Annotated in this window: 12 protein-coding genes, 1 tRNA gene and 2 pseudogenes; 12 read left to right on the top strand and 3 right to left on the bottom strand. The window is 62.7% G+C overall.

Translation table 11 applies throughout. The annotated features are described in order from the left end of the window. Together EOA27_RS05855 and EOA27_RS05850 are read right to left on the bottom strand one after the other, a co-directional pair. The coding region (locus EOA27_RS05855; RefSeq protein ID WP_127255723.1) for a GAF domain-containing protein at window positions 1-2,124 on the bottom strand (2,124 nt) is incomplete at its 3' end. A gap of 299 nt (window positions 2,125-2,423) precedes the next feature. Further along, window positions 2,424-2,876 (bottom strand): MucR family transcriptional regulator, encoded by a 453-nt coding sequence (locus tag EOA27_RS05850; protein WP_126083575.1) that lies wholly within the window; start codon window positions 2,874-2,876, stop codon window positions 2,424-2,426. Window positions 2,877-3,118: 242 nt separating this feature from the next. Between EOA27_RS05850 and EOA27_RS05845 the strand changes: the two genes are divergently transcribed. The 4 genes from EOA27_RS05845 to EOA27_RS05830 are packed head-to-tail and all read left to right on the top strand — an operon-like array spanning window position 3,119 to window position 5,716. Then, the gene (locus tag EOA27_RS05845) at window positions 3,119-3,361 is read left to right on the top strand and encodes a hypothetical protein (protein WP_126079528.1); all 243 of its coding nucleotides are present in this window, start codon (window positions 3,119-3,121) and stop codon (window positions 3,359-3,361) included. 9 nt (window positions 3,362-3,370) lie between these two features. Continuing rightward, window positions 3,371-3,562, top strand: a complete 192-nt coding sequence (locus tag EOA27_RS05840; protein ID WP_281059396.1) for a DUF3489 domain-containing protein — start codon at window positions 3,371-3,373, stop codon at window positions 3,560-3,562. Then, window positions 3,552-4,025: a DUF2924 domain-containing protein gene (locus EOA27_RS05835; RefSeq protein WP_126079530.1), complete on the top strand. Its 474-nt coding sequence runs from the start codon at window positions 3,552-3,554 to the stop codon at window positions 4,023-4,025. The genes EOA27_RS05840 and EOA27_RS05835 overlap by 11 nt, the downstream gene beginning before the upstream one ends. After that, on the top strand, window positions 4,022-5,716 hold the full coding sequence (locus EOA27_RS05830; protein ID WP_126079531.1) for a recombinase family protein: 1,695 nt from the start codon (window positions 4,022-4,024) through the stop codon (window positions 5,714-5,716). Before EOA27_RS05835 ends, EOA27_RS05830 begins: the two co-directional genes overlap by 4 nt. Before the next feature lie 201 nt (window positions 5,717-5,917). On the opposite strand, the gene EOA27_RS05825 is transcribed toward EOA27_RS05830, so the two are convergent. Next, window positions 5,918-5,993, bottom strand: a tRNA-Ile gene (locus EOA27_RS05825). Window positions 5,994-7,070: 1,077 nt separating this feature from the next. Here EOA27_RS05825 and EOA27_RS05820 point away from each other — a divergent pair. The 8 genes and pseudogenes from EOA27_RS05820 to EOA27_RS05785 all read left to right on the top strand — a co-directional run. Then, window positions 7,071-7,259, top strand: a complete 189-nt coding sequence (locus EOA27_RS05820; protein WP_126079651.1) for a DUF2158 domain-containing protein — start codon at window positions 7,071-7,073, stop codon at window positions 7,257-7,259. Between the two features lie 149 nt (window positions 7,260-7,408). Further along, a complete protein-coding gene (locus EOA27_RS05815) occupies window positions 7,409-7,837 on the top strand; it encodes an acid-shock protein (protein WP_126079652.1) in 429 nt (142 codons plus the stop codon). Between the two features lie 45 nt (window positions 7,838-7,882). Further along, window positions 7,883-8,425 carry an RNA polymerase sigma factor gene (locus tag EOA27_RS05810; protein WP_126079653.1) on the top strand — a complete coding sequence of 181 codons (543 nt, stop codon included), beginning with the start codon at window positions 7,883-7,885 and terminating at the stop codon, window positions 8,423-8,425. Between the two features lie 74 nt (window positions 8,426-8,499). Beyond that, the gene (locus EOA27_RS05805; protein ID WP_126079654.1) at window positions 8,500-8,949 is read left to right on the top strand and encodes a hypothetical protein; all 450 of its coding nucleotides are present in this window, start codon (window positions 8,500-8,502) and stop codon (window positions 8,947-8,949) included. A gap of 26 nt (window positions 8,950-8,975) precedes the next feature. Then, window positions 8,976-9,389, top strand: coding sequence for a periplasmic heavy metal sensor (locus EOA27_RS05800; protein ID WP_245467281.1), 414 nt, complete (start codon window positions 8,976-8,978; stop codon window positions 9,387-9,389). A gap of 112 nt (window positions 9,390-9,501) precedes the next feature. Further along, entirely contained in the window at window positions 9,502-9,792 is a 291-nt protein-coding gene (locus EOA27_RS05795; protein WP_126079656.1) for a hypothetical protein, read from the top strand. 106 nt (window positions 9,793-9,898) lie between these two features. Next, window positions 9,899-11,355, top strand: a pseudogene (locus EOA27_RS05790) (DUF1800 family protein). Between the two features lie 19 nt (window positions 11,356-11,374). After that, window positions 11,375-12,312 (top strand): annotated as a pseudogene (locus tag EOA27_RS05785) (DUF1501 domain-containing protein); the annotation flags it as partial.

Here is a 12,312-nt window from a genome sequence, read left to right as displayed (position 1 = left end):
ATCCTCGGTTTCCTTGAGCAAGCGCTGAGTTTCGTCGAACAGGCGGGCATTGGCGATGGCTACGCCCATATTGGACGCCAGCGTCTGCAACAGGCGCAAATGACCATTATTGAAGGCGCTGGCCTGATAACTCTGTACGCTGAGGACGCCTATAGTCTTGTTACCGGCGCTGATTGGCACGCCAATATAAGAGGCAGTTCTGTCTTCTTCTTTTGGGAAATATGCGCCTAACTCCCTTCCCTCCGCTGAGGTACGAAAAACCAAGGGTTTGCCTGTTATTATTACCTTAGAAGTTACTCCTATGCCCATCGGAAATGGCTCAATAGACACATATTTATCTCTATAGTATGCGAATGGAACACGTATTAGGTTCGACGCATCATCATGCAATAGTATTTCTGCCACCTCAGTTCCGAAGATTTCACGAACCTTGTCTCCCACGAGGCGAACGATAGTCTCAAGATTCAACGATTTCGCCATCGATTCACTTACGCTATTTAGAATAGCCAGTTCCGCGGCCCGATCCTCTGTCTCCTTGAGAAGGCGTTGGGTCTCATCGAAAAGGCGCGCGTTGGCAATCGCAACGCCCATGCTGGTTGAGAGCCCCTGCAACAAATGCATTTGAGCTTCATTGAAGGCGTTCTTCTCGTAACTTTGCACGCTGACGACGCCCAGAGTCTTGTCGGCTGCGATGATCGGAACGCCCAGATAGGATTCCGTTTCGTCCTCTTCCGTCGGCGCAAGAGCGCCCAACTCATCGGCGCGATCGTTTGAGCCGATAACGAGCGGTTCGCCGGACAGGATGATTTTCGAGGTCAGACCCTCGCCCATCGCAAATGGCTCAGGCTGTCGATACCCATTGTAATAAGCATAGGGGACGGTGATCAGATCGGACTTGTCATCGTGTAAAAGGATTTCTGCGACTTCAACGCTGAATATTTCGCGCAGCTTGTCTCCCACAATGCGGGTTACTGTCTTCACATTGAGCGTCTTCGCCATCGCCTCGCCGACGGAATTGAGAATAGCGAGCTCCTTCACGCGCCGATTGATTTCCTGCGCATAATAGACAAAGGCCCGAGCTAGATCCGATATCTCGTCGTTGCCTTTTGTTAGCGTCTCCAATTTCGCAGGAGGGCTCGTTTCCAGCATGGCGAGGCTCAACTTGCGAATGCGGCCGACGACCGACGCCTGCAAGTAACCAGCAATGAGTATGGCTCCAACCACCGCCAGGACGGCAATCAACGAGAGGACCCGGGCACGCGCCGTCAGCCGGCCGTCAAGTGCGCTGCGTTGATGGTCAACATCTTGAGCAATCTCTTGAGAAATGACGTCGGCGGCCGCAACCAGCTTGCCGGAGAAAAGCTCGTTGTCAGCCAACTGGCCGCGAATATCATCGAACAAGCGGAATAGTCTGCCCTTCAGTTCCACGACGCCCCGGGGGCCCAGCAAGGCCTCTTCAAACTGCCTTGCCAAATTGGGGTCTGCCGTAGCCAGCAAGGAAATCCTTGGCCGCAGTTCATTCGCCATAGTCTGCAGCTCTTCAGGTTTGCCCGCCGTAGCAAGCCCAAGGGCCGTCGCAGTCACCTCATTCGTGAGGGCACCATGCAGGGCTAGGACGCCGTCGGCCTTTCCAGATACGGCGATGCGAAAGATACGCTGGAGCAACCCCTCCAACGCATCTTCGGTTGCAGCACGGTCGTAGAGTGTGGTGGCAAGCGTATCGAGATTCCGGAACAGTTCCGCCGTCGTCTCTTCAATCTCCGAGAGGTCCTTGCTTGTCTGCGACTTGAGTTTGCCGGTCAGCTCCTGAAGTTTTGACTGCTCCTTGAAACTGAGGAGCGAGAAGTTGAGCAAGGCATCCTGCTCCAGCCCTTTTGCGTACAGCGATGGCGCCAGGCGTGTGATTGCTTGGGCGCGCTGCCGCAGCTCGGCGGCGGTCTGGATGGCCTCGACTTGGACGTCGGCCACCGAGTCGAAGCTTTGCCGCAATTCGTTGAAGGATTGGACAGCGATGACGCTGATCGCACCGACCATTAGAGCGAGAGCGACAAGACCTATCATCGCCCGGGCGGCAAGACCATGCCAGGGACGATGGGGCCGCTTGCCGTCGCTCGCTTCGCTCATATATCCCGCCCACGCCGCTATCGTGCGTCCCAGCGGCACACCTTGTATCCCAATCTGGAGCCGCCGGGGGAATTCGTCAATCAGGCCGTTCTTCGGGCCCACTGGCGGAGTACGCGGGCGATAGGCTCGCCACGCGTCACTCGCCGAATTGCTTTGGACGCAAAGCGCCTACGATGGTCAGCAACGGTCACACCGCGACGTGCGCACGCCCAATCTAACTGTCCGCTCGTGAAGTGTCGTAGACCGAAGCTGCCGGTCTGTTCTCGGCCCCAAAGCGGCGTCGCCCTTAGGCTTTCCCGTTACTTGGCCTTTGGCCCAGATGAACGCTTTTTCACGGCGCTGGTCGACGCCTTGCGCCCTAGTCCGCTAGCCTTAGCCAGCTGTGAGCGGGTTGCAGCATAGTTCGGCGCAACCATCGGGTAGTCGACGGGCAAGCCCCATTTGGTGCGGTATTCGTCGGGCGTTAGACCGTAGTGCGTGCTCAGGTGGCGCTTGAGCGACTTGAACTTCTTTCCGTCCTCAAGGCAGACCATGTAGTCCGGCGTCACCGACCTCTTCGGATTCACGGCGGGCGTCAGTGCAGGCTTCGGCTCTTCGAACGGCTGCCCAATCTTTGACAGCGACGCGTTCACACTCTCGATCAACTCTGGCAGTCCCGCCACCGGAACGGCATTCTTGCTGACATACGCAGACACAATATCTGCGGTCAGTTCGATCAGAGCAGCGTGAGCGTGATCGTGTTCGTCCGACATCGTGTAAAATTCCTCAGTTTTGAAACAATCGAAGCCCAACTGCTTCTTACCTGCCATTTCGCAAATAGCTAGCCGTCAAGGCACATTCGGCTGGACTTCCTTGCGCGCGCAAGCATTGGTGTGGGGAACGAAGAGGCGGTATCCATCGCCACCAAAACCAAGGTCTCTCTCCAGCCCGCCAGCCGGGCTCAAGTCAGTACAGGCGCCGGATTGGCCGGCACTGACACTGAAGGAGAACGATCATGGCAACACTCGGCACCGATCAAAGCACGGAATCCGACAACGACAAGCTTCAGATCCCGCCGGAGCCGCGTGAGCACATTTGGGACGCGCTCGAGACCCCGCCCAAGCGGGCGAAGAAGGCGAAGTCGCCCAAGAAGAGAGCTCGTGACGTTGACGCTGGTGCGGAGGCGGGACCGGCAAAGCCACCGAAGGCTGCGGCCCGCAACGAGAGCAAGCAGAGCAAATCGGACCTAGTGCTGTAGAAACTTCGCCTGGCCAAAGGCGCCACCATCGAGATGCTGAAGGAGGTCACAGGCTGGCAGGCACACTCGGTACGGGGCTTCTTGTCGGCGGTGGTCAAGAAGAAGCTTGGCCTCAACCTGGTCAGCGATGTCGGCAAGGATGGCGTCCGCCGCTACCGCATCGATGACGGCGCGAGGGCGCCTAAGCCTCATGCGCGCTAAGCTCGACATCGAAGCAGCGGTCGCCGCCTTAGGCGACCTCTCCCGCGAGGATCTCGCAGCCCAATGGGAGAAGATCTACAGATGCTCGCCACCGAAAGGTGTCAGGCGTGAGCTTCTGATCAGGGCAGCAGCCTGGCATCTTCAGGCAAAACGTCTCGGTGGATTTTCCACCGAGACGCGTCGCATGCTCAGGTCCGCCATAGACCGGGTCGAGAAGAAGGTCGCCGACCGTGACAGGCAACCTAGCGTTGGCACTGACGACATCAAGGTGACTGCCGCTCCAAAGCGCAAACTAGTTTTGCCAGGCGCACGGTTGGTCCGTGACTGGAACGGCAAGACCCACATCGTCGACGTGCTCGAGGATGGCTTCGTCTTTGAGGCCAAGGTTTATCCCTCGCTATCGTCGATCGCGCGCAAGATCACCGGCGCGCATTGGTCCGGTCCGAGGTTCTTTGGCTTATGAGCAGCAACGCGACACGTCGCCTGCGCTGCGCGGTCTACACTCGTAAATCGAGCGAGGAAGGCCTCGATCAGGAATTCAACTCGCTCGACGCCCAGCGCGAGGCCTGTGTGGCGTTCATTGCCTCACAGGTCGGCCTTGGCTGGAAGCTCGTCCCTGATCGTTATGACGATGGTGGCATCTCAGGTGGAACGATGGAGCGCCCCGCTCTGCAGCGGCTGCTTCAAGACATTCGCGACAAAAAGATTGATGTAGTGGTCGTCTATAAGATCGACCGCCTCACCCGCTCGCTGATGGACTTTTCGAAGATCGTCGAGATCTTCGATGCCAGCTCGGCGTCATTCGTCTCTGTGACCCAGCAGTTCAACACCACCACATCGATGGGCAGGCTGACGCTAAACGTGCTTCTGTCCTTTGCGCAGTTCGAGCGCGAGGTCACAGCCGAGCGCATCCGCGACAAAATCGCGGCATCGAAGAAGAAGGGCATGTGGATGGGCGGTGTCGTGCCGCTCGGCTATCGCGTGGAGCATCGCAAGCTAGTCATCGACGACGGCGAGGCGAAGATCGTTCGGCTTCTCTTCAAGCGCTACCTTGTGCTGAAGTCAGTGCGCGACCTTGCTGACGAAGCGGCGCGGGACAGTCTCACGACGCGCACCCGCGAGCGCCAGGATGGGACCCTTGCTGTGACGATGCCGTTCGGCCGCGGCAATCTTTATCACCTGCTCTCGAATCCCATCTACATAGGCAAGATCAAGCACAAGGATCAGGTCCACGACGGCGAGCACGAGCCGATCATCGCAGGCCCGGTGTTCAAAGAGGCGCTGGCGCTCCTGGCGTCTCAAGCACCACGCCGGAGGAGCAAATCGAACGTCACTCAGCCGCACCTTCTCACCGGACTTCTCTTTGACGAACATGGCGAGAACCTTCGATCGGTGCATGCCAACAAGCGAGGCGTTCGCTATCGCTATTATGTCTCAAAACAGTTTGTTGATCAGCGGCGCCGCAGCTCCGACGGATGGCGTCTTCCTGCCGATGCAGTTGAATCAGTCGTTGAGCTTCAGCTGAATCGTATTCTCAGCGATCACAGCCAAATCGCTGATTTGATTCGGCGTTGGGGAGGTCCCGGCGAGATTCAATACGCGATGAGCCGCGCGGCTGAAGTCAGGACTGCCTGGAGCTTCGAGACTGCCGACGCTAAGCGATCGCTTTTTCAGAAACTCGCTCGCCGCATCGCACTTGGTCAGAAGGCATTGACCGTCGACATTGATTGCCGGGGACTATCCGAACATCTGCTCGATAGGGCTTTGCCATCCGACGGCGGCGCTGAAACGCTGTCGATCACATGCCCATTTGAAATCAAGCGACGCGGCGTCGAGATGCGCATCGTACTAACCGATCCCTCGTCCAACGGCTCGGAGCCGGATGCAGCGTTGATCGACGTGGTCTATCGCTCTCAGCTTTATCTCCATCAACTCACCGATGGCTCGGGTCGAAGCCTGACGGAGATCGCCAGCTTGAACGCGACCACCGTCTCTGAGGTGAGCAGGCTGCTGCCGCTGGCGTTTCTCTCGCCGAAGATCGTGTCGAAGATTATCGCCGGCATCCAGCCAGTCGAACTCACAGCCCATGGGCTGTCGCGCCTGTCCCGCCTTCCCCTCGCATGGTCCGATCAATCTGCCCTCCTCGGCTTCTGATTCCGACCATCGCCCGAGCATCGCTTTTCCAAACAGTTGGCTACGCAAATGGGGCTGCAGAGACGAAGGTCCGAAATCGAGCCATTCTAGGCCCAGACGGGGTTGTCTCAGCCAAGCGTTGCCGCAAGTGCGCCGGTAACCTACGGAAATGTCGACACTATTCTGAGATGGTCGAAAACGCGCCAGAACTCGCAGACTGAATGGTGGGCCCGGAGGGACTCGAACCCCCAACCAAGCGGTTATGAGCCGCCGGCTCTAACCATTGAGCTACAGGCCCCACGCGGGCTGGCTTAGTGTTTTTCGCTCTTCCGCACAAGCCTCTCCGAATGCGCCGGTTCGATCGCCAGGGTCAGGCCGTATCCCTGAGATGGAGCGCTATGAAATGACCGGGTGGTATGGCGACGACCCGATCTTTCGAACTTTGATTTGGTCGCTGATGCCAGTGGACCTTGCCCTGAGGCGGTCCACTTTCGCCTTCCGAGTTGCTTCAGCCGCAAACGCTGCCTGCGGAGGAAGAGGTTCGCCTCCATCCAGGAGAAACGTGATCCAGCGCGGGTTGCCGGCTCTCCAGAGCGGCGTCTTTGTCGCCTTTTGACCCGGACTCGATCCGCGCCCAATGCCGGCGGCCTGAGACAGGTATCTGATGGCGCCGACAGATTTTGCCAAGCCCGCGCTGACAGATCACCGGCACAGGCAATCTGCCCCAACGGAATAAGGGGCTATATCTTTTGTCCTTTCGGACCAATGCGTCCGGCAGGATGGACCTCGGTCGATTGTGGACCAGGGGGCAAATCAGACAGTCTCGCCATCGCGCCGGCTGATAACCCCAAGCCCCCCGCCCATCGGTTGGCGCATGCCCGGCTCGCGGACCTCAAAATCCTAACCACAAAAGCGAGCCGGGCTTCCATCCGCGTGCCCGCGCCGAGACGCAATTGCCGGAAATGCAATGAGGAGTTGGACTGTCTATCACGTCGATTTCGCAGCAGGCGGCAACAGCCCGCTTCTAACCGAGATCGGAAGCGTTGAAGCAGAGAATCTCCTGGCAGCGGTTATGAAGGCACAGGCATTGTGGCCCAATGAAAGGTCCATGACCGTCCGCCCGGCCGGACAAGACAGCCAGCCGGCGCAGCCGCCGGCCCCTCAGCACGACAGCGATTGAAGACACGGAGCGATCAGGTCGCTCGCTTCGCCTGCGAAGCCCGACATAATCCGGCCACATATGGAGCGCTGCACGGCGTGCCAGCCAAGCGGCATCGACATCTTCCCAACCCTGTACCATGTCATCGGCGCATCTCGACCATTGTCGGGAGTAGCTGTTGGTGGGAAACTCGGCCGGTCAGCATGGGAGGTCGAAATGCCCAACAATTTCAAGACCGGAGACGTCGTCAGGCTGAAATCCGGAGGCCCGGAGATGACTATCAGCGACGGCGCGGCCTCCGGCACGTATCTGTGCCACTGGTTCAACCGCGAAGGCGACGTCTGGACGCCGCAGCATGCCGGCTTCAAGCCGGACCAGCTGGTGGTGGTCGACAACCAGAGATAGTCGCAGCTTCCGTTCGGACGCATTCCGGTCCGGCGCAACCGTATCGGATGGATTGCCGTCCGGCTAAAAGGACCGACGGATTTTGCTCCTCGCCGCGTTCAACGGCTGAAGCGTGGCCGCCAATGGCCGCGCCAACCGGAGACGAGAGCATGATCCGCCTATTCGCCTTTGCCCTTGGCCTGCAGACCACTGTCGCGGTCGCCCAGACGACGACGCCTGCCCCCGCCCAGACGACGCCGGACACTGGGGCTGCCGCCAAGCCTGACCAAACCAAGTTCGGCCTGACGCTGGAAAAGTTCGAGGCGCGCCGGAAAAAGGCGTTCATGCGGGCCGACACCGACAATGACGGCAAGGTCAGCCTCGCCGAATGGACCGCTTTCCAGACCGAACGCAAGGCAAAAGGCGATCCGGCCAAATCCTTCGCGCGCATGGACGCCAACAAGGACGGCTTCGTCGACAAGGGCGAACTCGACGCTTTCCTCGCCAAGCGCTTCGCCAAGCTGGACAAGAATGGCGACGGGGTGCTCGGCGCCGACGAGCGGCCGAGCCACAAATCCGCTCCCAAGCAGGAGCAATGACCAAGAGGTTATGCCGCGCAATGACACATGCGAGCGCCCCTGTTGATGGGCGCCGATCCGGACGAGGAACTGGTACGCCGCATTGGCGCCGGCGACCCCGCCGCAATGCAGGCGATGGTGGCGCGCAAGCTACCGCGCATCCTGGCTCTGGCCGCGCGGATGCTGGGCGACGCGGCGGAGGCCGAGGACGTCGCGCAGGAGACTTTCGTGCGCATCTGGCGCCACGCCTCAGGCTGGCGCCAGGGGCACGCGCGATTCGACACCTGGATCCATCGCGTCGCGCTCAACCTCTGCTACGACCGGCTGCGGCGCCGGCGCGAATGGGTAACGGACGAGCTGCCGGAGGTGGCCGATGACGCACCGCTCCCCGATGCCATGCCGGGCGACGAAGAGCGCAGGGTCAACCAGGCGCTGCAGCGCCTCGCGCCGCGCCAGCGCGAGGCGATCGTGCTGGTCTATTATCAGGAGCTGTCCAACATCGAGGCCGCCGGCGCCATGCAGGTCAGCGTCGATGCGCTGGAAAGCCTGCTCGCGCGGGGTCGCCGCGCCCTGCAGGCGATGCTTATCGGAGATGATGGCGATGACTGAGAAAGCAAGGGAGTTGCCGGCTTGGCGGATGAGGGCGTGGGGGGCCACGTCAAAACGGTGGAAGGGGGAACGATATGGCTGAGAAAACCACAAGCGGGCCGATGGATGCCGGGCGCTTCGCCGCGTTGGCTGACGTCTATGGCGGCGCGTTGCACCGCTGGCCGCGGGCCGATCAGGCCGCTGCGACACTGTTTGCCGAGACCGAGCAAGGCCGCGCCATCCTGGCGCGCGCCGGCAGGCTCGACGCCATGCTCGACCGGCATCGGGCCGAGGCGCCCAGCCCGGCGCTGCATCGCGCCATCGTCGCCCAGGCAACGACCGAGGTTAGGCAGGAGCGGCGCCGGCGGTTCTGGTGGCTGGGCTTCGGGCTTGCGGGCGTCGGGCTCGCTGGCGCCGTGGCAGGGCTGGCGCTGGTGACCGTCGTCAGCCCGGATATCCAGTCCGACCATTACGTCATGGACGCCAACGCGACGTCGTTCGGCGACGCCGGACCCGATGCCGACCAGGTGGAGGAGGACCTATGAACCCCCGTCTTGTCGCGGCATCCCTGGTGCTCAACGTCTTTCTGATCGGCGCGGTGGCCGGCGGGGCGGGCTGGCTGATCGGCAAATCCAATCCGGGCTTTTCGCTGGAATCGGCAGGCGGCCGGCTGCCCGCCGCCGACCGCAAGATTTTCCGCCAGGCGCTGCGCGAGGTGCGCCGAGAGTCCCGCGACGTGATCCTCGACGCCCAGGCCGCGCGGCGCGAGGCGGCGAACCTGCTGCAGCAGCCGACCCTCGACAGCAACGCGCTTGCCGCCGCCCTGGAGCGAGCGCGCAACGCTGATGTCACCGTGCGGGCGCGGCTGGAACAGCGCATCGTCGAATTCGCTGCATCGGGCTCGCCGGAAGACCGCCAGCTGCTGGCCGACGCACTGCTTCGGCGTGCCGGCCGACAGCCGCCACCCGCAAAAAAATCGCCATAGGCGGCGACGGAAAAAGCGGGCGCGCTCCGTTCAAGGGAAAGAGGGACAAGCCTGTGAGCGCCTTCGGCGGCGGGCAGGTTCTCTTCAACCTCGGAACTTTCGGGAGTATCCCATGAACAGTCTGACGAAATATTCGCTCGCCGCCGCGCTCGCCATCGGCGGCACGGCCGCGGCAAGCGCGGCTTCGGCCATGCCGATCGCGCCGGTTGCGCCCGCCGCGCCGGCAATGATCGAGCATGTCGCCTGGGGTTGCGGTCCGGGTTGGCATCCCAATTATTGGGGCCGCTGCGTCCCCAATCGCCGGGTGATCTACCCCGGCTATTATTACTGGGGCGGACCGCGCGTCTATGTCGGCCCGGTCTGGCATCCTTACCACCGCTGGCACCACTGGCGCCGCTGGTAACGGCCCGCTCATGGCGCCGGTGCTGCGGCCGGCGTCGTGAGCGCTCTTGCGAACCATCGAACATGTCGGCCGGCACGATCGACGCCGACTCCAGACGGAGGCTTCATTGGCCGCACCCGTTTCCAATTCCGTCCGACCGGATCCGGCGCTGGTCGCGCTCCACCGCTTCGGTCTCGGCGCAAGACCGGGCGACGATTTCGGCAAGATCGCCGCCGATCCGCGCAGCTACCTCAAGGCCGAGCTCAAGCAGCAGGATATCGCGCTCATTTCCCCCGACGATCCGAGGAATGCCGGGCTGCTGGACAGCACGGCGGCGATCCAGGCCAGCATGGCGGCGGCCCTGGAGCGCAAGGCGGCGCGGAGTGAAAAGGCGCCGGCCGTCATGCAGCCGATGGCGGCCGATGATCTAGCCGGCCCGGCCAATGCAAAAGCCAAACCCGCGGTGCCGCGCCTCGAGGCCGATATCTATCGCGACGAGGCGCAAGCCCGGTTCGACAAGGCGCTTGCTGCGGCGCCGGGCTTCGTGGAGCGGCTGGTCGGCTTCTGGTCGAACCATTTCTGCGTTTCAATCGCCAAGGCGCCGGTCGTCCGGGCAAGCGCCGGCGCCTTCGAGCGCGAGGCGATCCGCCCCTTCGTGCTCGGCCGCTTCGCCGATATGCTGCTTGCTGTCGAGCATCATCCGGCGATGCTGTTCTATCTCGACAACCAACAGTCCATCGGGCCTGATTCGCGCGCCGGCAAGCGGCGCGGCCGCGGCCTCAACGAGAACCTCGCCCGCGAGATCCTGGAACTGCATACGCTCGGCGTCGGCAGCGGCTATGCCCAGGCGGACGTCACCAGTTTCGCCGCCATGCTGACCGGCTGGACCATGGCGGGCCGCGAGGGGCGGCTGGGAGAACCGGGAAGCTTCGTCTTCAACACCAATGCGCATCAGCCGGGCAAGGCGGCGCTGCTCGGCAAGACCTATCCCGACTGCGGCATGGGCCAGGCGGAGGCCGCGCTCAACGACATTGCCCGCCATCCGGCCACCGCGCGGCACATCGCCACCAAGCTTGCCCGCCATTTCATCGCCGACGATCCGCCAGCGGCGGCGATCGCCCGCCTGGCCTCGGTCTTCACCAAGACCGACGGCGACCTGCGCTCGATCGCGTTGACGCTGATCGACATGCCCGAAGCCTGGTCGACGCCGCTCACGAAGCTGCGCTCGCCCTTGGATTATGTCGTCGCGCTGCGACGGCGGTCGGCGCGACCGCCGGCAACGAACCGCAGCGGTCGCTGCGCTGGCTGAACGTGCTCGGCGAGCCGCTGTGGCAGCCGCCGGGGCCGAACGGCTTTTCCGACAGCACCGACGCCTGGGCGTCGGCCGAAGGCATGAAGACGCGTCTCGATATGGCCTGGCAAGCCGCGCGGCAGGCCGACGACATCGGCAATCCCGACGAGATGCTTTCCAGCCTTCTCGGCGCCTCGGTCTCTTCGGAGACGCGAGAGGCGATCGCTCGCGCCGAATCAAGGCAGCAGGGCCTCGCGCTGCTGTTGACGGCGCCCGAGTTCCAACGCCGATGATCAGTATGGAGACGCGGCCATGAGCCTTCTTTGCGAAACCCCAAGCCTGTCCCGCCGCGCGATGCTGATGACCGGCGGGGCGCTGTTTGCCTGGGCCCATCTGCCGCGCTTTGCCCGCGCCGCCGACAGCCGCGACCCGCGCCTGATCGTCATCGTGCTGCGCGGCGCGCTGGATGGGCTGTCGACGGTCGGGCCGATCGGCGATCCGGACTATGCCGGCCTGCATGGCGATATCGCGCTTTCGCTTTCAGGCGCCAACCCGGCAATGCCGCTCGACGGTTTCTTTGCCGTCAGCCCGGCAATGCCGGTGTTTGCGCGCCTGTTCAAGGCGGGCCAAGCGGCGGTCGTGCACGCCGCTGCGACCGGCTATCGCGACCGCTCGCATTTCGACGGCCAGGACGTGCTGGAAAGCGGCCTTCCCGGTCCGGGCAACGCCACCACCGGCTGGCTCAACCGGGCTCTAGCCAGCCTGCCGGCGGGTGACAGGATCGCGAAGGCCGGCGGACTCGCGGTCGGGCCGTCGACGCCGCTGGTGATCCGTGGCGCAGCGCCCGTGCTCGGCTGGGCGCCACAGGCGCTGCCCACGCCCGGCGACGCCTTGGCCGAACGCGTGCTCGACCTCGCGACCCGCTGCTGGCCGCAGCCCTGCAGAAAGGTCTCGACGCCGACCGCATGGCGATGGGCGACCAGCTAGACGGCAAGACAATGAAGCCGAAGGGCGGCCTCGACAATGCCGCCGGCATGCGCCAGTCGGCGCAAGGTGCTGCAAGGCTGATGGCGGCCGATGACGGGCCGCGCATTGCGGCTTTAGCCTTCGACGGCTGGGACACGCATGTCAACGAAGGCGGCGCGACGGGGCGGCTCGCCAATCTGCTCGGCGGCCTCGACGGCGCCTTCGAGGAATTCGAGAAAGGGCTCGGCGCGCGCTGGCAGGACACGGCGGTCGTCGCGATCACC

The sequence above is a fragment of the Mesorhizobium sp. M2A.F.Ca.ET.037.01.1.1 genome (assembly GCF_003998075.1).
Classification (GTDB): domain Bacteria; phylum Pseudomonadota; class Alphaproteobacteria; order Rhizobiales; family Rhizobiaceae; genus Mesorhizobium.
This window is presented reverse-complemented; position numbering and strand designations above follow the sequence as displayed.